The sequence below is a fragment of the Shewanella subflava genome (assembly GCF_025971955.1).
Classification (GTDB): Bacteria; Pseudomonadota; Gammaproteobacteria; order Enterobacterales; family Shewanellaceae; genus Shewanella; species Shewanella subflava.
This window is the reverse complement of record NZ_JAPDMX010000003.1, coordinates 49,175-71,406: the sequence shown is the minus strand read 5'-3', so window position 1 is coordinate 71,406 and position 22,232 is coordinate 49,175. Positions and strand designations below refer to the sequence as shown.

The following is a 22,232-nucleotide window of genomic DNA, read 5'->3' as shown; positions in this document are numbered from 1 at the left end:
AGCTAACATGCATATGCTATAGTTTTCTTAGCTAAAAAAATAATAAGAGTACAAAATGCACAGTTTATCACCCAGTGAGTTATCAATATTATTGCTAGAACCTTCTGAAACACAAAGAAAAATTATTATATCTCGATTACAACAAGAAGGCGTTAGCAGCATTCAAACTGCCACCACGTTGGCTGAAGCAAAGGCGATTATCACTCGCCATAAACCTGATTTAATCGCCAGTGCATTGCACTTTACTGATGGCGAAGCGACTGATTTATTGATGTACATTAAACAAGAACCTGAATTTCAAGATATCCAATTTATGTTGGTATCTAGCGAGTGTCGTCGTGAACAACTTGAGATTTTTAGGCAATCTGGAGTGGTGGCAATTCTACCCAAGCCTTTTAATGCCGATCATTTAGCCCGTGCATTAAACTCAACCATCGATCTTATCAGTCATGATGAACTTGATCTGAGTCATTTTGATGTTCATAACCTTCGTGTGTTAGTGGTTGATGATAGCCGTATGGCCCGTAACGTGATTAAACGCACTATTGGCAACTTAGGTATTCAAATTATCACTGAAGCCGAAGATGGTGCTCAGGCGATCGAATTGATGCAGCACAATATGTATGATCTCGTGATCACCGATTACAACATGCCAAGTGTGGATGGATTAGCCTTAACGCAATATATCCGTAACGAAAGCCAGCAGTCACATATCCCCATTCTAATGGTCTCATCAGAAGCAAATGATACCCATTTAAGTAATGTGTCCAGCGCAGGAGTCAATGCCCTTTGTGACAAGCCGTTTGAGCCTAATTTGGTTAAGCAAATCCTATATAAGCTGTTAGAAGACTAGATTAGTGCGCATTTCGTCTTCTTTTTCAGTTTTTATCGGACAAAATACTTTTAAACCGCCAACGCTTATGGCATGTTAACCACGTTTTTAATAAACATTTCTATGGAAAGCAGAGAATACCAATATGAACAAAAGTGAACTGATTGCAAAAATTGCTGAAAACGCAGATTTAACTAAAGCTGAAGCTGGTCGTGCATTAAAATCATTTGAAGCCGCAGTAACTGAAGCTATGAAAAATGGCGAAAAAATTTCTATTGTTGGTTTTGGCTCATTTGAAACCTCACAACGCGCTGCACGTACAGGCCGTAACCCACAAACGGGTAAAGAAATTCAAATTGCTGCTGCAACTGTACCTAAGTTCAAAGCTGGCAAAACATTAAAAGATAGCGTTAACTAATATTCTGTTTAAACAGCGTTTTCAAAAGCCTCCTGATGGAGGTTTTTTTATGTATTCATTTCGTTATTTTCCACCAATAATCGAAAAGAATCCCCCCAACATTGCACGCATAGAGTGCAATGCCGCACCATTACAAAGCAACCAACCGGTAAAAACCTAAACAAAATCAAAATAAGCAACTGATATTTAATAGTTTTAAATTCTGGCACAACCTTCGCTTTGCATACCTCAGACAAACAAACATTTTATGTATTGCCCTGACATACAAGACATAAAATGCACAATAAAACATTGAGGGATAAAGATGAATAGAACACTCATTCAAGCTGTCGCACTATCAAGCACACTATTTTTAACGGGTACAGCGTTTGCTGAAGTATCAGCAAATATTGGCGCCACATCAAATTACCTATGGCGCGGTGTAACGCAAACTGACGATGCTGTGGCGGTTCAAGGGGGTCTTGATTATGCGCATGAATCTGGTTTCTATGCAGGCACATGGGCATCAAATGTAGACTTTGGTGATGCTGCAACATACGAAGCCGATTTCTACGCAGGTTATGCAGGTGAGTTCGCCCAAGATTTCACTTACGATATTAGCTATCTTTATTATGCTTACCCAGATGCTGATAGTGATTACAACTTTGGTGAGGTCAGCTTATTACTTGGTTGGAAGTGGTTAGAGCTAGGTTACTCTCATGTCGTCAATGCTGAATCAGATGTGTCGGGGGCTGATAGTGAAACCGATTGGGGCTATCTACAGGCCAATGCCAGCTTTCCATTAACGGAAAAGTTAAGCCTAGGTATTCATTATGGTTACTCACAAGGCGATGTGGTTGAAGACTTATTTGGCGACAGTTACTCTGATTATAATGTGTCATTAAGCGCCGACACTGACATGGGTACAGTATCGTTTATGGCTGCTAATACCGATTTAGATGATGACGATGTCAAAGTGGTTTTGGGTTATTCGTACAGCTTCGATCTTTAACCTGATGATGCATATTAACAGGGTCTAAACACTCGCTATTAAACGCCACCTTCGAGTGGCGTTTGTTATTCTGTGGCAAGGTGGTGAAAGTTAACCGCCGCGATGTTCAAGCTTGAAAATAGGCTTCAAAGTCATCACAACACCTCTGCTCCAACACCCTTTATTTATCCTCAATGCTATGCATTGATAGCATTAACACCCTTTAAGCTAGTCACACACCATTGCGCTTTGAGCTGTATTTTTTAGCACCCCAAAAAATAACTGCTAAGCTCAAATAGGTAAGGTAAAAATAATTGCTCAAAGTGAACAATATATTTTGCTTTTCTAATCGTTACTTTTTAGTTAGAAAGTGCTCATTGGTTTAATTCTGTGGTTTACCATTGGTTATGAGGGTTTTATTATGGCTAATATTACTGAAAGAGTTCCTGACGATACTGAAATTGAAGCAATGACTTCACCTAGAAATAGTAAAAGCGGTGAAAATTTACAACACAAACGTCAGATAAAGCGCAGACTAGAAGATTATCTTGAACAAGCGCAATTACGCAAAGCCATTGGTGACGATGATTTTTTCTAAGCGAATGCGCTTTACGATAATCTGCACGGTTTAGTGTGAATAGATCACACTACTCAACCCCAGAGTAGTGTGACAATATTTGAATTGATTACCAGCTTAACCTGATACTTTGTTATATCTATGCTGCTGATTTTGCGTTAATAACTGTTCTGCTTTTGCGCCTAAATACACATAAATTCCTAATCCTACCAATAATCCAACCACAGCAAGCATCATCATTATCGCAGGCTGTAGATATTGCTTTTCGCCTAAAGACGCTTTGAACATAGTTAACAAAGCCTCGATGGAAATAGCGATCAAAATGGTCGAAATAAACCGTGTTATGGTTCGCCTTGTAGAGCTGTGACGAAAAATATCTTTATGCATTAGCACCTCTTCCTCTAATATTGTTTTGCCTAAATCGAAGATGGCCAATGCAAGTGTAAGAAAAATAATTATCCCAAAAGGCAACAAGGGGTCGTGTTTAGCTGGTTGAGAAAACAGTACATAAATATCCTTTATCACGGTCCACATCAACACACTCACCAACACAAATAGTCCCAGCACGATAAAGCTGTATACCCCCTTAAAAATTGGCATCATTTTGCGTCTGGCACTGTCCCCCATCATAAACTCAATAAGTTGGGTTAAGTTGATATCGATGACCAAAATCTCCGTCTTTCCTGACGAGTTGGTTAGCTTCCTCGAGGCGCTAATACATAAACCAGCCCCCGTATTTGATAGATAAGGGCTGGTAATATAACGTTTATCTTGCAGGTGAATTAAACCGGTATAATAGGGGCGATGACTTCGATCGGTATTAAAGCCATAATTTGATCGGTTAACCTTTTGGTTTACCAGCACTATATTATCACTAATTTGCATACCATCTTGGTCAAGCAAATACAGTAATTGCACAAAAGGATAACGCTGAGCTAACTCGCTAAAAACCTTATCAGACAACCCATTTTGAAACAGTGTTGCATCACTTAACCCAAGTAAAATAGAGTCCAGTAATTCGTGAATAACATTCTCATGTTCATGATAACGCTCAATAACACTTAAAAAACTCATTGCAGCCATACATTACTCCTTTAACATGATGTATAGATAAAGCAGTGAATGTGCCAAGTAATTAAACAAAATAAATCAATACCTTAACTTTAACAAACTGCATTAATACAGACGAAAATAGTGCACTTGCACCGAAATAACTCAGTCTAGATCGTCATTTTCAATTGGTTAATCAAAGCAATAAATGCGAATATTCATTAAATTCGCTAAAATTTATCACTCCATAGGTAATGCCATGTCTGATGCTGTATCTCGCTATCAACAAGATATTCGTCGTTTTTCTGATGAATTAATTCGTGTACAAGCGCCGATTAAAATCCTCGATACGATAAAATGGCCCCGTGAAATTGAAGATAAATTTCTGGCAAAACAAACTAAAGTGCTCCCCGAGATCAGTGCCAATTTTTACGATTCAATTCCACTATCATTTAATACCGACAAAACCCAACAAGAGTTGAAAGATCTTCGCTATGCGATTGAAAAGCGTTTAGGCAAAAAAGACCAACTGGGTAAAATTTTGATTGCTAACGTCGATCAATATCGCATTGTTATTGATATGCTTAACAATCGTGGTAAACCAACCTTTGGAAAATTAAGCCAGGAATTGTATGGCAGTGCTAGCCATAAACTACATGGTGACCGCAACACACTTCGTCAATTAGGCGACAGATTAAGTCATATTTTTTCATTGCCCGCCGCGAGGCACATGAGTAAACAACACCCTAAAATTATCACCGCCCCACAAGCAGTTGATCATCTCAGCCAACGTTTAGTCAATTACTTCCATGATGATGAAATTCACGTAAAACTCAGCGACGGGATTGTGTCAGATGCCGCTGTAGGTGGCGATACCGTAAAAATAAACACCCGTGCCATGTTCAGTGAATCTGACATGAATGTGTATGAAGTACACGAGGGCTGGGTCCATGTGGGCACCACACTCAATGGACGAGCTCAACCGCATGCAACTTGGCTCAGTGTCGGTTCACCTCGCGTGACCGCCTCACAGGAGGGTTTAGCGGTATTAATGGAAATGCTTACGCTAAGTTCCAACCCAGGACGAGCAAGACGTATTAGCGACCGCGTATCGGCTGTAGACATGGCCGAACAGGGCGCCGACTTCATCGAGGTGTATCGTTATTTCAGAAACCTGCATTTAAGCTCAAAAGACAGTTACCGTGTCACACAGCGCGTTTTTCGCGGCGGCATGGTTCAAGGCGGCAGCTTTTTTACTAAAGATATTTCTTACGTTCGTGGTTATGTTGAAAACATTAACTTTATCCGCAGCGCCATTAGCACAGGCTTGCCAGAGCTGATCCCGATGCTATTTTTAGGCAAGTTAGCTATAGAAGATATTCCCGTTTTATATCAAGCATATCAGGAAGGCATCATTGCTGGACCTAAATATCTGCCGCCAATGTTTGCCGATATCAGTGGTTTATATGCTTGGTTTGGATTTGCATCTGGTATCGGTAATATTGATTTGAAAGGGGTGCAACGTCACTTTGCTCGCTCATTCAGTAAAGTATCCATTGATACTCAAGAAGCTGAGTTGTTTGAAGATGCGGAGTTTGATAATAACTCGGATTAAGTCTAAAACTAGCTAAAAAGCGTTACTGGCAGCATAAATAACTGATAAATAAGATTAATCATCAACGTCTGACAAAGATAAATAACACTCTACACAAGGTATTAAGCAACTTCTACAGGTTAAATACTTGATAAAAATGGGAATAACAACTGTTATTCCCATTTTTACTTCTATTAACACTAAAACCAATCGTAATGAATAACTGCTTACCCTAGCTTGTTAAAACACTCGATAACAGCGTTAGATTTTTTGATTATAGAATAACTACTTATCGTAATTGATATTAAACATCGATTGAATAACCGCTACCTGTGCAATCAATAAATACTGAGCATTTCCCGCTATTTGAACGCTTACATTGATGCACCACCAAGGCATTGCCTCCTCGACTTTGCACTTGGGATTTCAAAGACTTTATCAGCACTTCATCACTTGGTATTGGTTTGATATCCTGCTGGTTTAAAGGCGCATCATGACAATAAGTGGCAGATACATTGCCAACATTTGTATATTTACGATTAAATACAAACTGCTGACTGTAAACCTCCACTTTACTTGCTCTCACATTTCGTTCGCCAATTTCTAAAACATTAGTATCAAACCGAAGCGAAGAGCAACCTAAAATAACAACCGACAACATGATTAGTATCAATAAACCACTTAATCTAAGCATTATCTCTATATCCTTATAACTTGCTATAACCTCATATTTAACTGAACCCAATTAAATATGAATCATTCCCTTACACCGCTTTTTTTAACGCTTTTTGCTTAATAAAATACTCGCGGGTTAATCCGAAAACCACAGGGCTTAACATCATAAGTGCGACGAGGTTGGGTAACGCCATCATAGCATTTAAAGTATCTGCTAATAACCAAATAAACTCTAATGAGCTAATCGCACCAATAGGCACCACTAAGGTGAAAATTAAGCGGAAGGGTTTAACGGCTTTATCGCCAAATAAGTATTGGACACATTTTTCACTGTAAAAACTCCACCCTAAAATGGTGGTAAAAGCGAAAATAGCTAAGGCTATTGCCACAATGTAATTACCTAAAGGTAAAGCGTGGGAAAAAGCATACGAGGTCAGTGCGGCACCATTTTCACCTGAGGTCCAAGCACCTGAAACAATAATCGCCAAACCCGTTATTGAACACACTATGATGGTATCAATAAACGTGCCTAGCATAGCCACTAAACCTTGCTTAACTGGGTTATTAGTTTTTGCCGCAGCGTGGGCAATTGGTGCACTGCCTAATCCCGCCTCATTTGAAAACACACCACGAGCAACACCAAAACGAATGGCTGCCCAAACTGCCGCACCAGCAAAGCCACCTTGAGCAGCCACGGGATTAAATGCACTGTGAATAATTAATTCAAATGCTGCAGGGATTTGATCAACATACACCACTAAAACCGCTAAACCTGCGGTAATATAAAAGACCGTCATAAGGGGCACTAATTTACCTGCCACCTCAGCAATGCGTTTGATCCCCCCCATTAACACAGCGCCAACCAGTACCATAAGGATTAAGCCTGTCACCCAACTGGGTACGTTAAAATTACTGCTTAATGCGTCGGCAACAGAATTTGATTGCACGGTATTACCAATACCAAATCCAGCAAACATACCAAAAAAGGCAAAAGCCGTGCCTAACCATGCCCACTTTTGTCCTAAACCATTTTTGATGTAATACATAGGGCCACCGACATGGTCGCCATTGGAATCTGTTTCACGGAATTTCACCGCCAATACAGCTTCAGCAAATTTTGTCGCCATACCAACTAATGCAGTACACCACATCCAAAATAATGCGCCCGGTCCACCAATCACAATGGCGGTTGCAACACCAGCAATATTACCTGTACCGATAGTAGCTGAAAGCGAGGTCATCAACGCATTAAAAGGACTCACATCGCCTTTTTCGCTTTCATCTGTGACAGTTCTGCCCGACCATAATAATTTAAATCCGGTGCCTAACTTCAAAATTGGCATGAGTTTCAAACCAATTGACAGGAACAAGCCTACACCTAAAATCATTACCAGCATGGGAATGCCCCATACAATGCCATTAATTGTACTTACAAAACTTGTGACCGCTTCCATTCAAAAACCTCATGATTAGCTAAGTTATTATCTTTATAGTTATTTATGCTTTATCTATGCTGTTAACAAATCGAATCTAAGGCCGTATTTGCAGCAATTTTTTAGAGTACCTTGATTAACGTATTTTTTGCAACAATCCGCAATTCAAAATTACATTAACCAAGCCGTTTACCGGTAATTTATTTAGGGCGTGTTTATTTTTATTGATAATCAAAGATAAACACCCTAGTGATTAAGGTTGAGATGGCTTCTCTAATAACACTTTTAATGTATCTAAGCCTTGTTGTAAATCTGCACCTATCATGGCTTCAAAATCCATAAATAAGAACATCAAGTTCATCGGGTAATCCATGTGGCCGCTAAACCCCCATCGAACTTCTGTTTGATTATCTCCCACTGTAACAGTTGTCATATAGGCGGGTTCGGTTGCTTGAAATGGGGATAAAAAACGTAACTCATAATCGATGCGTTTCCCTGGTGTAATTGATTTAATTTCCTGTTCGCCAACACCTACATCGGGATTATCACTCGCCCAAGCACTCACAAAGCCCACCGTGGCATCAGTACCCCGATAGGTTTTTTGCATATTGGGATCCATTGACGCCCACTTGCTAAAGTTATCTTGATTTTTAAGATGCTTTACATAGTCAAACACCTCATTTACGGGCTGATTAATAACGATAACTCTTTCTACTTGATAATCTTTTTTGATAAATAACGCAGTGATAAACGGAATCGCCACAATTATGGCTAAGACGATGATAAATTTTTTCAACATGCTAATTTTCTCTTTTAGATCGTAAATAACGATATGAGTATACTCAGCAACATATCGTTAACAAGAAGTAATTAACCAGGGGGGCTAAGGAGTATAAATATGCACGCACGCTTGAGAGGGCAACTGAGTTGCTGCCATGTTATCTAAACAACTTCGACACACGCATTGTTGCTTGTTAACTGATATTTGAGGATGTTGATGTAAATATTGCTCAATCAACTGGGCGGCAGAAAACCCCGTATCCATACACCAACAATTTTCAATATTTTGACCATAAGCCATGGCGCATTGATTATTTTGCTGGCAGATTGGGCAATGACTTTCAAGCAATATAAAGACTCCTTAACGGTAGCGCAGCATAAACGCCCTAGAAAGAATATGATCAATCTAGAGCGTTAATGAACTGTGTTCAGTCAGTTATTTTTTAGGAAAATTAGCTGAAGAAGCACTACCTAGTACCTTGCCCGAAATCGTTTTGCCATAATAACCATCATGCTGATGATATTGCTTTTGAGTGTCAGTGACCTGACCTTTAAAGCGTGGATCTTGTGGGCGCTCTTGCGAATTAATATAGGCTGAAACATCCCAGGCTTGTTGCGGCGTAAGCTGCACACTTTTACCTAATGGCATATTTTCATAAATAAAATCTGCAGCTGTGCCAACGCGATGCATACCCGCGCCCCAATTGTAACTTTGTGGTCCCCATAACGGCGGTAAAGCGGCAACACCCGCAATCATTTGCCCTTGACCATCCTTACCATGACAAGATTGACAATGTGCCTGATAAACCTTTGCACCGCGTTCTGGTGAATAAGCCTGTTCAGCTTTAGGTACCGCTGGGTAGCCACGACCGGGTAGTTGCGCTAACGCATTTTGATCCATTTTACTTGAAATAGCCTCGGGTAAAATAAAGTCATCGCGCTTTGCCCCTTTCACTAACTCACTGTCGCTTAACTCAGGCACAGGGCCTGCAACATTGTGTTGAAGCATTAAACCAGACATTCCCAACCAATATGAATAGGCTGACAATGCCACTAACTCTTTGCTGCCCGATTCTGGTGCTTTGCCATTCATAGAATAAGTAAAACAACCTTGTAAGCGTTCTTCAAAGCTATTCACTTTGTCATTCTTTTTACGATAGGCAGGATACGCAAAATAGGCGCCCCATAACGGTGATGCATTGGCCTTGTTACCTGCATTTAAATGGCAGTTGACACAATTGAGCTCATTACCCACATGCTTATCGCGCAGCTGTTGAGTATTAACAAATAATTGATAGCCTAAACGCACCTTATCGCCAAATTCACCGGCGGGAATGTCCGCTAACGCCGCAGATTCTATGTATAAGTGTTCTGCTTGTTTTGCCACTGAAGGTAAAGCTTGTTGACGATCAGGTAATTCATCCGCGATTGGGGTGAGGTTAAAACCGATTAGCGCCGCTACACCTAAGATATTTTTTGCTTGAAATTTCATAATGTATCCTTACTTAAGCGAGGCAAAATACTGCGCAAGTTGATCGATTTCTGCAGCGGTTAATTTACTGGCAACATTGCCCATCATATTATCGGCATCGCCTTTACGTGTTCCGCTTTGCCAGGCTTCAAGCTGGGTTTTAAGATAACTTGCTTGCTGCCCCGCTAAGCGAGGGAATTGTTCGGCACCGACACCTGATGGTCCATGGCATGAAAAACACGCAGGTAAATCGCGAGACCAGTCTCCTTGATAGGCAATTTTCTCCGCGGGGTCAGCGATGACCACTTTATCGCCACGATAATGTAAATTTATTTTATCAACGGATTGAGAAGCAAAATAGTCGGCTACGACTTTGATATTGTCACCTTGCACAGTCATCGACATCGGTTGCATAAGTGGATTTTGCCTACTGCCCGATTGGAACAGCTTAATTTGCTGCATCATATAAGCCGAAGATAACCCTGCCAATTTGGGCCCCGCAAGATCAATACCCTGCCCTTGAGCGCCATGACAACTCAGGCAAACTTGTGCAGCTGCTGGCACTGTTTGTTGTAACTCTTTTGGCGATGCATCTGGAACAGATGCACTTACTTGTATACTCAATGCGCTGCTAACAAATATTGCAGCAGTTATCATTTTATTCATCATCATGCCTCTTAAAAATCCATGCTCACGTATATTAGGTAAACTATAGATGAATATAGGCTTAATGAACACACAGCATTTTTAATACTGTTTTAAGATTCCCCCCAAAACAAAAAAGCCTCAGTCGTAAATTGACAGAGGCTTAATGAAGCTAAACTATCGTTAAATTAATTATTTAGGGCGAACACCCAAAGTATGGCAAATCGCGTAGGTTAATTCTGCACGGTTTAAGGTATAAAAGTGGAAGTCTTTTACGCCTTCACGTGCCAATACCTTCACCATGTCAATTGCCACATTTGCCCCCACCAATTGACGCGTACCGGGATCATCATCTAAGCCTTCAAATTGACGATGTAACCATGCAGGAATAGCCACATTGGTCATGCCTGCAAAGCGTTTAGTTTGCTTGAAATTGGTGACTGGCAAAATGCCCGGTACGATTTCAACATCAATGCCTGCAGTTACACAGCGATCGCGAAAACGTAAGTAAGATTCAACATCATAAAAAAACTGGGTAATGGCGCGATTGGCACCCGCATCAATTTTTTTCTTTAAGTGAATTAAATCAGCCTGAGCATTACGCGCATCGGGATGCACTTCAGGATAAGCGGCAACCGAAATATCAAAGTCAGCAACTGAGCGTAATAAACGCACTAAATCATTGGCAAAGCGCGTTGGTTTTGGGCTGCCATCAGGCAAATCACCGCGTAAAGCCACAATATCTTTAATGCCCGAGTTCCAATAATGCTTTGCCAACTCAACTAACTCTTCATCACTGGCATCTACTAACGTCAGATGCGGCGCAGCAACTAAGTCGGTTTCTTTTTGAATACGCTCAATCACGCCATGGGTGCGATCACGAACCCCAGAATTCGCACCATAAGTAACAGAAACAAACTTAGGATTTAATGGCGCTAAGCGACGAATAGAGTTCCATAAAATTTTTTCCATTTCAGGTGTTGAAGGCGGAAAAAATTCAAATGACACATTGATATCACTTAACTCAGATAGACTCTGATTTAACGACTGTGAATGCTGGGCGTGATGAAAAGCCATTTTTTATTTCCTTCAACTGCTTCGATACCAATATCGATGGATTAAATGCTTAATAAACAAAATGGACGTTTAGACGTCTATATGTCTACATAGTAATTTAACTGACCATGATGTCAAGAATAAATGTGCAGAGAATGAATTGTTATATGATGAAAATTGATCAATGTGAAGATGAAAAAAAAGCAAGACTCGTAAAAGCCTTGCTTCATCTGCCTATCATGACAGCGATTACCTAGATAAAGGCGCGATTACTCCTGCAATAAATCGCGGCAAATATGCACTAAATCAGATTGCACCGCCGCAGCAGTCACCTCACGTCCAGCACCAGGGCCGCGAATAATTAATGGGTTGCCCTGATAAAATGCACTGCGAATAACAAATACATTATCGCCTGGAGTTAAATTGGCATACGGATGATTTCTATCCACCCACTGGATACCCACTTCGGCTTTCAGCTTGCCGCCAACTTTATCCAACGATGCAACATAGCGCAGCACTTTGTTTTGCTCTGCAGCTGCTACATATTGCTGTAATAGCTCTGCATCCAGCTCATCAATTCGCGCTAAAAAGTCTGCTAAGGTCAGCTCAGCTAAGGCATCTGGTACTAATGAGTTTAGCGTTATATCTTCTAACTCGATGGCAAGTCCAATCTCACGCGCCAAAATAAGCAGTTTTCGCTGCATATCACGGCCGGATAAATCATCGCGAGGATCTGGCTCAGTAATACCTAGGCCTTTTGCTTCCAACACTAAATCAGAGAATGACTTTTTACCGTCATAATTTTCAAACAACCAACATAAAGTGCCAGAGAAAATACCGCCAACCGCTTCAATGGTATCGCCACTATTACGCAGATCATTTAACGCATGTTGGATAGGTAACCCCGCACCACAACTGGCGTTGTAACGCCAAAATAGGCGACGATTACACAACTGCTGCTTTAGCTCGCGATAAAAAGGCAAGGGGCCAGAGCCTGCTAATTTGTTAGCGCTGACCACATGAATGCCACGGGCGAATAACTCAGGATATTGCAAGGTTAAAGTCGCACTGGCGCTGATATCTAATGCCACAACTTCATCGCAAGCAAGTTGCTCTAATTGCGTAAATAATGTGTCATATGTCCACTCATTCGCTTGCTGCTCGTATTGCTGCTTCCAGTTGTCTAAATCAACGCCTTGATTAACGACCAAAGCTTTTTGCGAGCTAACTAAGCCAACAAGTTCCACTGTGGCCTCTAAATCTTTATTCAAGCCAAGACGGGCGCGTTTGAATAAATCTATCCAAGCTTCACCAATATTACCCACGCCTAGCAATAATACGCCAATGCGCATTCTTGGGCCGGCACAGCGGCGATGCACCTTTTGTGTCAGCAAACTCACCTGACCTTGCGGTACCAGTGTCACTAAACTCAAGCCATCCTGATAAATAGGCTTTGCATCACGACTTAACAAACGGGCAAAACTTTTGCGGTACAGTTCTGCATCTGCGCTGACTAAAGCCACTAAGCCTAAATCAGTTTGCACCTGTAATTCCTCAATGCCTAACGCTAAGGCCTGTCTTGATAACAACGCATGAACTTGCTTTTGGCTTTCAAGAGTGAACGCCAATTCATATTTATGTTGCGCCAGCGACCAATAGGCTAACGGTGTTAAACCCGCTTGCCCTAACAACGCCAACAAGGGATCAACATCTGCTGTCGCTTTAAAGCTAAATAGCACCACTTCGTTCAAACTGGTGACCACAGGTGCACTGGCCGATGAACTTTGCGGCGCAATCAAGGTGAAATCTGTGTGAGAGGCGTAGCTTGAACGCACCGCTAAACTCACTTCAGTATTAAATAATGGCTGTAAGGTACGTGAGTGCAATACGGGAGAACCAAGCTTAGCAAGACGATCAGCTTCTGCTAATGACATGCTTTTTAATAGCTTAGCATCGTTAATTTTGTTTGGATCGGCATTGAAAACGCCTTCAACATCAGTCCAGATAGTGACTCGGCCAATATCCGCCAAACTGGCAATTAAGCTTGCGCTGAAATCTGAGCCATTACGACCCAAAAGTAAGGTATCACCCTGACTATTTGCGCAAATAAAGCCTGTGATCACTAGACGCTCATTGGGATGTGCCGCAAGTAAAGCCTGCACTTTGGCGCGCGACTCTTCCACGCGAATAATAGGCACTGCGCCTTCATCGGCGACTAAAATAGAACAAGCATCAACATGTGATGACGCAACACCCGACTCACGTAATAATGCTGCCATTAACCGTGCTGACCAACGCTCACCAAAACTGACCACATGGCTGATTTGATATTCGTTGCGCTCTTCTAATGATAATAAGCTAATTAACTGAGATTTATCCGTCGACAAGCGCTCACGTAAATCGCGCGCCTGTTCATTGGACAACAACTGTTCAATCAAGGTTTGCTGATAGCTAATCAACACTTGTAATTCTTCTTGCCATAACTGGCCGGTATCACGCAGATTCAATAGCTTATACAAAAAGTTAGTACTTTTTCCTGCGGCTGAAACAACAATTAAATCATCGCTATGACCATGGGTAAGTAAAATGTGGGCGACTCGACGATAACAATCTGCATCCGCAAGACTTGAACCACCAAATTTATGTAAATGACCACGCGCCATGTATTACTCCTTAAACGCCAACTACAGCGCTGCTACGGCAGCTAATGCGGCTTCAATGTCAGCCGCTAAATCTTCACCATCTTCAATACCAACAGATAGTCTCAATAATGTATCTTTAACACCAGCCTCAAAGCGAGCTTTTGCGTCCATTGCTCTATGGGTCATTGTGGCTGGAACGGCGACTAAACTTTCCACTCCGCCTAAACTTTCAGCAACACTGAATAATGTTAAGGCATCCAGAAATGCCACAACTGAGGCTTCGCCACCCTTAAGCTCAAAACTTAACATGGCACCAAACCCCTGCTGTTGTTTAGCGGCAATATCGTGCCCTGGATGATCTTTTAATCCGGGATAATAGACTTTTTCAACCACATTGCTTTGCGTTAACACATCAACAATGCGCTTGGCATTAGCTTGATGTTCACGAATACGCACCGCTAAAGTACGAATGCCACGCAAGGTTAAATAACTGTCAAATGCCGAGCCCGTTAATCCTAAGGTGTTTGACCACCAATGCAATAACTCGCCAACCTCAGGGTCTTTAGCGACGACAGCACCACCCACCACATCACTGTGGCCATTGATATATTTGGTGGTCGAATGAATAACGATGTCAGCCCCTAAATTTAAAGGCTGCTGCAAAATAGGTGATAAAAAGGTGTTATCCACTGTAACCAATGCGCCAACTGCTTTTGCTGCTGTGGCAATGGCCGCAATATCCACCACGCGCAGCAATGGATTAGATGGGGTTTCTAACCACACCATTTTAGGTTTTTTCGCTATGGCCTCGGCTAACTCGGTTGCGTTAGTTTGATCGACGACAGCCAATTTAAACTGACCTTTTTTAGCCAAATTAGTAAACAATCGGTAACTACCACCGTAGCAATCATGCGGCACAACCAATAAATCGTCTGGCCCCAATAACTGGGTCACTAGGGTAATGGCAGCCATGCCGGTACAAGTTATCACCCCGGTAGCCCCTTGCTCTAACTTGGCCAAGGCTTCACCTAAAATGCAACGTGTTGGGTTACCTGAACGGCTATAATCAAACTCACGCGGATTTTTATGGCCATCAAAAGAATAATTGGTCGATAAATAAATGGGCGGGACAACTGCGCCATGTTGTGTGTCACTTTCAATACCCTGACGGACAGCGACAGTAGCATTGCGATGTTGATTACAAGTCTTGGTCATGATTGATTCCTAACATTACTAACACACAAAGAGATGTCTAGATGGCTAAATTTACCTAACTGAACCGCTCAGGTCAACAAAAATAGACGTTTAGACGTCTAAACATAAAGAAATCTATTTGCAATGTGCACTAAAACACAGCAATAATTTGACTAGAAACTTTAAGGGTTTAAAATCTGCACCGAATTTAAAGTAAAGGGTGAGTTAATGACTGAGTGGAATGGCGACTATATTAGCCCATATGCCGAGCACGGCAAGAAGAATGAACAAGTAAAAAAAATCACAGTTTCAATTCCGTTAAAAGTATTGAAAGTACTGACCGATGAGCGTACCCGTCGTCAGGTCAATAATTTACGTCACGCGACAAATAGTGAATTACTTTGTGAAGCTTTTTTACATGCTTACACGGGCCAACCATTGCCTGATGACCATGACTTATCAAAAGATGAGCCAGACAGTATCCCGCGTGAAGCAAAAGCATTGATGGACCAAATGGGTATTGAATGGGAAGACTTAGAGTAATTAATCACTGTTAAGTCATTTCACACCTGCTATTCATTCCATCAAGATGAATATCCTGCTGAGTCAGGGTAGTTATCTTGGTGGAATTTTGTTTTTACACGCTTGGCACCTATCAAAATATCAGTGCTTGTGTTGAAAACGTGAGTCACTAAGAGCCATAACCATGCCATTTATCGATCCCACGACCTTATTGCTTGCCTCAGTCATCATCTTTTGCGGCGCGTTAACCCAAAGCTTAATTGGTTTTGGCTTAGCCGTAGTTGCCAGCCCTTTACTGTATATTGTCGACCCACAGCTCGTGCCAGTACCCGTGATTGTCATGGGATTTGCAATTTCATTGATGACCTTATTTAGAGAGCGTAACCACCTAGAATTTAATGGGTTGCAATATGCGTTACTGGGGAGAATTCCAGGCGGTTTTTTAGGCGCAAGTTTATTATTACTCGCCCCTCAACCTATATTAGGTCTAGCTATTGCAGCCATTGTGCTTACCGCAGTTTTATTAAGTATTTTTAAATTATCCGCACCAGTGAATCGGCTAACCTTATTTATTGCGGGTGTGGTATCAGGTATTTTTGGCAACATTGCCGCCATTGGCGGGCCACCGATGGCTATTTTACTGGCCGGAAAAGACGCCAGCCAATTTAGGGCGGCACTATCAGCCTTTTTTATCTTTAGCTCGATGATTGCTTTGGCCATTTTAGCCATAGTAGGTTTAGTTGAAATAAAACACATTTGGCTTTCGTTAATGCTACTGCCATCCGTATTGGCAGGTTATATCATTGCAGGGCGGATTGTCGGTAAAGTCGATAAAAACAAAACCCGTAAAGTCACCTTAATGCTGTGTACCCTAAGTGCGCTTTTATTAATATTAAAGTCACTGAATCAATTATAATTTTTAGAGATAATGCTCGCTAAAATCTAAAACCATTGTACCCATCACAGTAAATAAGCTTTCAGAAAGAGCAAAATAAAAGTGCATGATAAAAAAACAATTTTTTAATAAAACGTTTTTCTACAAGCTAAAAACTCACCGCCGATATCGAGATTTTTTACCAACGGCAGTAGGGCGTTATTTATTACCAGTGCAATGACTTATCCTGATGTTATTATTGGGTGGTTGGTATTAAAAATGCCTTATCAAATTGATAAGGCATTTTTTCATCGACCCATTTGGGGTTAATGAAAAAACTGTTCCGCAGGCAAAGGTTTGGAGTAAACATAACCTTGAATAAAGTAAACGCCCTGCTCACTTAAATAAGCCACTTGCTTATCGTCTTCAACCCCTTCAGCAATCATGGTTAAATTGGATTTTTGTGCAAATGAAATAATTGCCTCAATGGTTTTAGCATTAAAGTTATCTTCATGACCTATGGTATCGACAAACATTTTGTCAATTTTTAGGGTACTGATCCCTAAATGTTGCACATAGCTGAAACCACCATAACCCGTGCCAGCATCGTCCAGTTTTAAATCTATGCCTAACGCATAAAATTGATCTAGCATCTTACGCGCAGCAACTAAGTCACCTATAGGGAAACGTTCAGTAATTTCGAGTGAAATACGATGCTGTTTTAACTCACCAGATTCGATCACGCCTTTTAGACGCTGATACAAATCATCATTATCTAAATGCTCGGGTACAATATTAATGCTAAAAAATAACGCTTCTCGTTGAGTGGCAAATTGCTTTACATCATTAAAAACATGGCTAAGCAACCCCTTGGTCATATCAACAATTAAGCCATTCGCTTCAGCGTAAGGGATAAACTGATTCGGTGGCATTAAACTGCCATCTTGGCGTTGCCAACGCATGAGCACTTCGGCGCCAATCACTTTTTTGCTGCGAGAATCTACAATAGGCTGATAAAACGGAACAAACTCTGACCGCTTAATCCCTTGAATAATTTGGCTATGCATAGATTGGGCATGGTTGAACCATAAGCTTGCTAAATATGTCACCCAAGCGGCAACGATGCCAGCAATGATTAAAATCACCCACCAAGAAAGGTAACTATATTGATCGTAAAATTCACGATTACCAGATAACTCAAACGTGGCTTTAAAATAGGGCGAAGTTAACACCGCCTTTTCACTGATATAATAATCACCATCAAAACTTTCAAAGCCAAAGGATAAAAACGGGCTCGAATCAAATGAGATTTTATATTCTAAGCAATTTTCGCATTTCATTGGTACAAAATAGCGAGGCTCTAAGGGAATTAAGCTGGCAGTATAAAAAATCTCTCCCATACTACGAATCAGTACTAACTCAAGATTTTTATCATCGGCAGATTCCAACACCCCTAAACGATAATTTTCACTGACTTGATGTTGTCTCACATCGGTAATTTCACGTATTACCTCGTTAGATTCGCAATAAATATTTAGCCCTTGAGTTACCCCCACCCAGCGAATAAAGCTGGCATCAAATACCGTTTTCTTCAGCTGTTTTTTTACCTCATCACTACACTCGAAAGTGTCTAATGAAATGTCAGGTAATTTATTTAATGATTCTGCACTTATCTTAATCAAACGCTCAAATTTGTCCGTTAAAATGGCAGCGTCTCGAGCAATCACCTGTTTGGCCAAAAAATGATCGACACCTTTTAACGCAACCACTGACAGCAGTAAAGTCACTATAAAAATCAGCAGAAACTTAATCCGTTCCATGGAGCCTTCCTTAATCGAACGCGGAGAGTAAATATAACTCATAATGATCACGAAGTAATGATAATAAGTTATTAATTTAAATAGTTAAGCCTTTAGTTTGCCAATCATTTAATTGCTGTGTAATGGGGTCAATAAACTGTAAACGCTTGGCCAACAGTTGTAACGGTTGATCATAATTATCATCCCCTTTGGGCTGTAATACGGGGTAAAAACGGTCATGCAAAATGGGCAAACCTAAGCTTTGCATATGCACTCTTAATTGATGGGTTTTACCCGTTACAGGCTCAAGCTCAAACAAACCCAATCCGTGGTTAATTTGTAGCAATTTAATTTCGGAGTGGCTATTACTTGGCCCATCAACAACCTGCATGGTAAAACTGGGCACGCCTCGTTGTAAGCGGTTTTTAACCGTCCAGCTTATCGGCAACTCCTGTAATGCGACACTGTGATTAATTTCAGCCACTGCTTGATAGGTTTTCTTGATTCTTCCCTCTAGAAAAAGTTGGTGGTAAGCATGGCGAGTGTCAGGATTAATTGTCATCAACATCACACCTGCGGTGTCTTTATCCAGTCGATGTGCTGGCGCTATGGTGTCGATACCTGTTCGAATTCGCAATCTATGCACTAAACACTCATTAACATAATCGCCACCAGGGGTAACTGGCAAAAAATGCGGTTTATAAACAATGATTTTATGCTCGTCCTGATACAAAATTTCTTCGGTAAATGGCACTTTTTTTTCGACACTCACCTCGCGAAAATAGTACACACGCTTGGTTGCTTCATAGGGGGTTTTTGCAGTTATTAATTGACCACACTGCCAATGTACCTTCCCTTGCTCAATACGCTCTACCCACACGGCGGGGGGAATTTGCTGAAATTTAGCCATCAGAAAATCTAAAACCGTTAAGTGAGGTGGATTGGATGGCGAAATACGTGGCAATACCACGTAAGAAGGTTGTGCGGCAATAGCGCCTAATGTTGAGGGGGCGTCGACAGAATTTGATGACATAAGTACAAAAGAACAGATAAAAGATAAGCTTATATTATCAGGTTACACATCAACATGGGACTTTAGTAATTGTAGGACAAAATCCATGGTTTTATGGCAATTAGGTTGCTCAACCAAACGTAATTTATCTCGGTTATACATGGGCAATACCTCCAGCCATCGCTGGCTAACCCAGGTCGCATCTTCTAAATGTACATGTGAATAAAGGCCATATAAATCAGGATTAACCTGATAAAACTGCTCTAATGCGGCGCTGATAATTTCAAACTCGCCAACAATGGGTTCGTGCAGCCAATTAGCACAAGGAATGGTTCTTGCTATCCATACGCCATTGCGCTGTTTAGCGGCAGATAACACCTTTAAGCGCTGCTTACCCTCAAGCACAATACTTAAAGAATTATCTTCTAATTGATGAAAATCAATAATTTCGCATTCGGTGACGCTACGATAGCAAGGCAAGTTACTGTTAGATTTTAACGCCGCCATTGCCAGGCCATATTCACCTTTCAACACCGACGCCACTAAAGATAATTCACTGGCGAGTGCAACTCGAAACTCCAGCCGACCATTTGGCAATAGCACGGCATCTTGAATAAATAACGCCATTTCACGTGATTGCATAACCGCCTCCTACACCTTAGGTGAAGTCATATCAATAGTTAACGTCACAGCAAACATTAATAATGACAAGTGTAGTCAACGACTAAAAAACCAACAAATTTATTCCATTAATTAATGCTAATGCACTACAAAAAACATCCAATGTCAGTTGTAATACCAGCGTATTCACATTCCCTAAACCCACTTAACAACCAAATGCTACCATGATTCTAAATGATCCATAATCGAACCTTTCGCTAAGATATTAGCTAACGTATCGGCCAACTGATTACTTTGCTGAGCAACCGTTTGCCAGTAATGAATTCTCGCGTCAGTATCCAGCTTTTTAAAATCTTCGCGGTCAGGGATTTTGCCAAAGGGCAATGAGGCAATAAAATCACGGGATGGCGCTAATATCAGCGCATTATGATAATTTTGCTTCGCTTTACGCCACACCAATGATTTATCAAACCAACCTGGACTCATGTGCGGATAAAAATGCGGATATAAGGTTAATCCGCTTTCTTTAGGAAGGGGGAAGTCAAAATGATAATCGGTAATGCCACCGTCGTAATATTTCCCTTTAGGCAAACCATCAATAACGTTAACTGGATCTAATAACAACGGGATCGACCCTGTTGCCATCATGGCCTGACGAATATTGTCGCTGGTTAACATCATTTGTTTAGTCGGTAAATCTTTCAAGCGCCCAAACGGTGATGCCGCATCTTTATGGCTTAGCATGATGCGTTCAAAATGCCATGAAATACTTTTACGATTAACGCTATTACTGGCAGCGGCAAGTGCTAAGCCAATCGCTAATCCGACTTTAGATTTACTTTGGTTAACATGGCGGGCACGACAAGCAATAATGTGGTGCCGAAATAACGGATTAGCGATAATATCGGCCCCTGCTTGCTCACCTAAAATACCATCCACCACGGCTTGCACCTGACTTGTCACTTGCTCTCTGGTTGGCACCTTGTCATAGTGTTGATTAATATAAAAATGTTCGAATCTGCTATAAGCCGCAAGTGGGTCTTGCTGACCTAAACACGCTAATCGCCAGGCTCCTGAGGAGGCACCTAGCATATATAATGGGTCTTCACGGTCTTTAAAAAACTCACCAAAAATATATTTATCTAATCCTGCAATGCCCAGCCACTTAGGCCCACCTGAGGCGGCTAATAGCTGAGTAAACATGCTTTGCTGTAGACCTTGTGTTTCTATCTGCTTAAAAGCTGTTTCACCTGCTATAAGTCGTAATGCTGACAAATGTCGATCCTCTCATTTTTGATAAATTTAAACAGTGGTATTATGACCTACACCAGACCCCATTAATGCTTACTCATCTAACGGAACTCTTATGATTGTCGATACTCTAGCAAATCGTCACCTATATACTCAACTGCATCCTCGTTTAGCCGCTGCATTAACGCATTTAGCTGAGACGGATTTTAGCAGCAAGCCCGTTGGCAACTATGAATTAGACGGTAAAGATCTGTTCGTAATAGTGAATGATTATGAAACCAAGCCGCGTGAAATTGAGCCTTTTGAAGTTCATCAACAATACATAGATGTGCAGTATGTTGTCAGTGGCGAAGAAGAGTTTGGTTATTTACCTTTCGCTGACCAAATCCCATCAAAACCTTATTACGACAAACACGATTTCGCTGAGTTTGACTTCGAATCAAACCAAGATGACGCAGCCTTTATACCATTAAAATCTGGTATGTTTGCGATTTTCTTTCCAGGCGATATGCACATGCCTGGTACCAGCGCTTCGCCACAAAAAGTGCGCAAAGTGGTGATAAAAGTACGTATCTAGTTATTACCTGGTCAGCGACTTTACTGTGTGAAGTCGCTTTTATGATTCAAACCTGCAGTGCTTATATTGCTCCCTTCAGCTCAAACCTCATTCTTTTGTCTTTCTATCAAGCAGCCCCACCCAGTCTGTTTGTGGCACACATTATTTGAAACACATTTTAGGCTTGTAACCCAATAACAAACTGCTAATATACTCAAACGAAATTACATATAACAAAAAGAAATATTAATTTCATTCTT

At 41.2% G+C, this 22,232-nt stretch carries 22 protein-coding genes; 8 read left to right on the top strand and 14 right to left on the bottom strand.

All coding sequences use genetic code 11. The annotated features are described in order from the left end of the window. Positions 1-55 precede the first annotated feature (55 nt). The 4 genes from OHT75_RS02400 to OHT75_RS02385 all read left to right on the top strand — a co-directional run bounded on the left by OHT75_RS02400 (position 56) and on the right by OHT75_RS02385 (position 2,818). A complete protein-coding gene (locus tag OHT75_RS02400) occupies positions 56-853 on the top strand; it encodes a response regulator (RefSeq protein WP_264724812.1) in 798 nt (265 codons plus the stop codon). A 124-nt stretch (positions 854-977) separates the two neighbouring features. Next, positions 978-1,250 (top strand): HU family DNA-binding protein, encoded by a 273-nt coding sequence (locus tag OHT75_RS02395; protein ID WP_188840938.1) that lies wholly within the window; start codon positions 978-980, stop codon positions 1,248-1,250. Positions 1,251-1,554: 304 nt separating this feature from the next. Further along, a complete protein-coding gene (locus OHT75_RS02390) occupies positions 1,555-2,241 on the top strand; it encodes a TorF family putative porin (protein ID WP_264724811.1) in 687 nt (228 codons plus the stop codon). A gap of 400 nt (positions 2,242-2,641) precedes the next feature. After that, the gene (locus tag OHT75_RS02385) at positions 2,642-2,818 is read left to right on the top strand and encodes a PA3496 family putative envelope integrity protein (RefSeq protein ID WP_264724810.1); all 177 of its coding nucleotides are present in this window, start codon (positions 2,642-2,644) and stop codon (positions 2,816-2,818) included. Between the two features lie 96 nt (positions 2,819-2,914). Here the strand turns inward: OHT75_RS02385 and OHT75_RS02380 are convergent, their stop codons facing one another. Continuing rightward, positions 2,915-3,880, bottom strand: coding sequence for a PDC sensor domain-containing protein (locus OHT75_RS02380; RefSeq protein ID WP_264724809.1), 966 nt, complete (start codon positions 3,878-3,880; stop codon positions 2,915-2,917). A gap of 226 nt (positions 3,881-4,106) precedes the next feature. Here OHT75_RS02380 and OHT75_RS02375 point away from each other — a divergent pair, with 226 nt between their 5' ends. Further along, positions 4,107-5,462 (top strand): flavohemoglobin expression-modulating QEGLA motif protein, encoded by a 1,356-nt coding sequence (locus tag OHT75_RS02375; RefSeq protein ID WP_264724808.1) that lies wholly within the window; start codon positions 4,107-4,109, stop codon positions 5,460-5,462. A gap of 283 nt (positions 5,463-5,745) precedes the next feature. On the opposite strand, the gene OHT75_RS02370 is transcribed toward OHT75_RS02375, so the two are convergent. The 9 genes from OHT75_RS02370 to metB all read right to left on the bottom strand — a co-directional run bounded on the left by OHT75_RS02370 (position 5,746) and on the right by metB (position 15,358). Next, positions 5,746-6,186, bottom strand: coding sequence for a hypothetical protein (locus OHT75_RS02370; protein WP_264724807.1), 441 nt, complete (start codon positions 6,184-6,186; stop codon positions 5,746-5,748). 19 nt (positions 6,187-6,205) lie between these two features. Next, entirely contained in the window at positions 6,206-7,570 is a 1,365-nt protein-coding gene (locus OHT75_RS02365) for an alanine/glycine:cation symporter family protein (RefSeq protein ID WP_264724806.1), read from the bottom strand. Between the two features lie 232 nt (positions 7,571-7,802). Further along, positions 7,803-8,348 carry an SRPBCC family protein gene (locus OHT75_RS02360; protein ID WP_264724805.1) on the bottom strand — a complete coding sequence of 182 codons (546 nt, stop codon included), beginning with the start codon at positions 8,346-8,348 and terminating at the stop codon, positions 7,803-7,805. Positions 8,349-8,432: 84 nt separating this feature from the next. Continuing rightward, complete coding sequence (locus OHT75_RS02355) at positions 8,433-8,678, bottom strand: cysteine-rich CWC family protein (RefSeq protein ID WP_264724804.1); 246 nt, start codon at positions 8,676-8,678, stop codon at positions 8,433-8,435. Between the two features lie 87 nt (positions 8,679-8,765). Beyond that, positions 8,766-9,821, bottom strand: a complete 1,056-nt coding sequence (locus tag OHT75_RS02350; RefSeq protein WP_264724803.1) for a c-type cytochrome — start codon at positions 9,819-9,821, stop codon at positions 8,766-8,768. 9 nt (positions 9,822-9,830) lie between these two features. Next, positions 9,831-10,457: a c-type cytochrome gene (locus OHT75_RS02345; protein ID WP_406681960.1), complete on the bottom strand. Its 627-nt coding sequence runs from the start codon at positions 10,455-10,457 to the stop codon at positions 9,831-9,833. Between the two features lie 180 nt (positions 10,458-10,637). Then, the gene (gene metF / locus OHT75_RS02340; RefSeq protein WP_264724800.1) at positions 10,638-11,522 is read right to left on the bottom strand and encodes a methylenetetrahydrofolate reductase; all 885 of its coding nucleotides are present in this window, start codon (positions 11,520-11,522) and stop codon (positions 10,638-10,640) included. 248 nt (positions 11,523-11,770) lie between these two features. After that, positions 11,771-14,164 carry a bifunctional aspartate kinase/homoserine dehydrogenase II gene (locus tag OHT75_RS02335; protein WP_264724799.1) on the bottom strand — a complete coding sequence of 798 codons (2,394 nt, stop codon included), beginning with the start codon at positions 14,162-14,164 and terminating at the stop codon, positions 11,771-11,773. 21 nt (positions 14,165-14,185) lie between these two features. Then, a complete protein-coding gene (metB, locus tag OHT75_RS02330; protein ID WP_264724798.1) occupies positions 14,186-15,358 on the bottom strand; it encodes a cystathionine gamma-synthase in 1,173 nt (390 codons plus the stop codon). A 207-nt stretch (positions 15,359-15,565) separates the two neighbouring features. Between metB and metJ the strand changes: the two genes are divergently transcribed. Next, positions 15,566-15,880: a met regulon transcriptional regulator MetJ gene (gene metJ / locus OHT75_RS02325; protein WP_188840950.1), complete on the top strand. Its 315-nt coding sequence runs from the start codon at positions 15,566-15,568 to the stop codon at positions 15,878-15,880. Between the two features lie 163 nt (positions 15,881-16,043). After that, positions 16,044-16,775, top strand: coding sequence for a sulfite exporter TauE/SafE family protein (locus OHT75_RS02320; protein ID WP_264724796.1), 732 nt, complete (start codon positions 16,044-16,046; stop codon positions 16,773-16,775). A 284-nt stretch (positions 16,776-17,059) separates the two neighbouring features. Here OHT75_RS02320 and OHT75_RS02315 read toward each other — a convergent pair whose 3' ends face one another. From OHT75_RS02315 to OHT75_RS02300, 4 genes are all read right to left on the bottom strand, one after another. Further along, the gene (locus tag OHT75_RS02315; RefSeq protein ID WP_264724794.1) at positions 17,060-18,553 is read right to left on the bottom strand and encodes an EAL domain-containing protein; all 1,494 of its coding nucleotides are present in this window, start codon (positions 18,551-18,553) and stop codon (positions 17,060-17,062) included. 76 nt (positions 18,554-18,629) lie between these two features. Then, a complete protein-coding gene (locus OHT75_RS02310; RefSeq protein ID WP_264724793.1) occupies positions 18,630-19,565 on the bottom strand; it encodes a pseudouridine synthase in 936 nt (311 codons plus the stop codon). A gap of 42 nt (positions 19,566-19,607) precedes the next feature. Further along, the gene (locus OHT75_RS02305; protein WP_264724792.1) at positions 19,608-20,186 is read right to left on the bottom strand and encodes an LON peptidase substrate-binding domain-containing protein; all 579 of its coding nucleotides are present in this window, start codon (positions 20,184-20,186) and stop codon (positions 19,608-19,610) included. 198 nt (positions 20,187-20,384) lie between these two features. After that, positions 20,385-21,440, bottom strand: coding sequence for a patatin-like phospholipase family protein (locus tag OHT75_RS02300; protein WP_264724790.1), 1,056 nt, complete (start codon positions 21,438-21,440; stop codon positions 20,385-20,387). A gap of 91 nt (positions 21,441-21,531) precedes the next feature. Here OHT75_RS02300 and OHT75_RS02295 point away from each other — a divergent pair, with 91 nt between their 5' ends. Beyond that, positions 21,532-21,993 (top strand): YhcH/YjgK/YiaL family protein, encoded by a 462-nt coding sequence (locus tag OHT75_RS02295; RefSeq protein WP_264724789.1) that lies wholly within the window; start codon positions 21,532-21,534, stop codon positions 21,991-21,993. Positions 21,994-22,232: the final 239 nt, after the last annotated feature.

Coding starts and splice junctions, on each gene's coding strand:
- OHT75_RS02400 (WP_264724812.1), top strand. CDS start 56: ATGCACAGTTTATCACCCAGTGAGTTATCAATATTATTGCTAGAACCT.
- metB (WP_264724798.1), bottom strand. CDS start 15,358: ATGACCAAGACTTGTAATCAACATCGCAATGCTACTGTCGCTGTCCGT.
- OHT75_RS02320 (WP_264724796.1), top strand. CDS start 16,044: ATGCCATTTATCGATCCCACGACCTTATTGCTTGCCTCAGTCATCATC.
- OHT75_RS02395 (WP_188840938.1), top strand. CDS start 978: ATGAACAAAAGTGAACTGATTGCAAAAATTGCTGAAAACGCAGATTTA.
- OHT75_RS02385 (WP_264724810.1), top strand. CDS start 2,642: ATGGCTAATATTACTGAAAGAGTTCCTGACGATACTGAAATTGAAGCA.
- OHT75_RS02375 (WP_264724808.1), top strand. CDS start 4,107: ATGTCTGATGCTGTATCTCGCTATCAACAAGATATTCGTCGTTTTTCT.
- OHT75_RS02335 (WP_264724799.1), bottom strand. CDS start 14,164: ATGGCGCGTGGTCATTTACATAAATTTGGTGGTTCAAGTCTTGCGGAT.
- OHT75_RS02350 (WP_264724803.1), bottom strand. CDS start 9,821: ATGAAATTTCAAGCAAAAAATATCTTAGGTGTAGCGGCGCTAATCGGT.
- OHT75_RS02305 (WP_264724792.1), bottom strand. CDS start 20,186: ATGCAATCACGTGAAATGGCGTTATTTATTCAAGATGCCGTGCTATTG.
- OHT75_RS02315 (WP_264724794.1), bottom strand. CDS start 18,553: ATGGAACGGATTAAGTTTCTGCTGATTTTTATAGTGACTTTACTGCTG.
- OHT75_RS02360 (WP_264724805.1), bottom strand. CDS start 8,348: ATGTTGAAAAAATTTATCATCGTCTTAGCCATAATTGTGGCGATTCCG.
- metF (WP_264724800.1), bottom strand. CDS start 11,522: ATGGCTTTTCATCACGCCCAGCATTCACAGTCGTTAAATCAGAGTCTA.
- OHT75_RS02365 (WP_264724806.1), bottom strand. CDS start 7,570: ATGGAAGCGGTCACAAGTTTTGTAAGTACAATTAATGGCATTGTATGG.
- OHT75_RS02295 (WP_264724789.1), top strand. CDS start 21,532: ATGATTGTCGATACTCTAGCAAATCGTCACCTATATACTCAACTGCAT.
- metJ (WP_188840950.1), top strand. CDS start 15,566: ATGACTGAGTGGAATGGCGACTATATTAGCCCATATGCCGAGCACGGC.
- OHT75_RS02380 (WP_264724809.1), bottom strand. CDS start 3,880: ATGGCTGCAATGAGTTTTTTAAGTGTTATTGAGCGTTATCATGAACAT.
- OHT75_RS02345 (WP_406681960.1), bottom strand. CDS start 10,457: ATGATAACTGCTGCAATATTTGTTAGCAGCGCATTGAGTATACAAGTA.
- OHT75_RS02310 (WP_264724793.1), bottom strand. CDS start 19,565: ATGTCATCAAATTCTGTCGACGCCCCCTCAACATTAGGCGCTATTGCC.
- OHT75_RS02390 (WP_264724811.1), top strand. CDS start 1,555: ATGAATAGAACACTCATTCAAGCTGTCGCACTATCAAGCACACTATTT.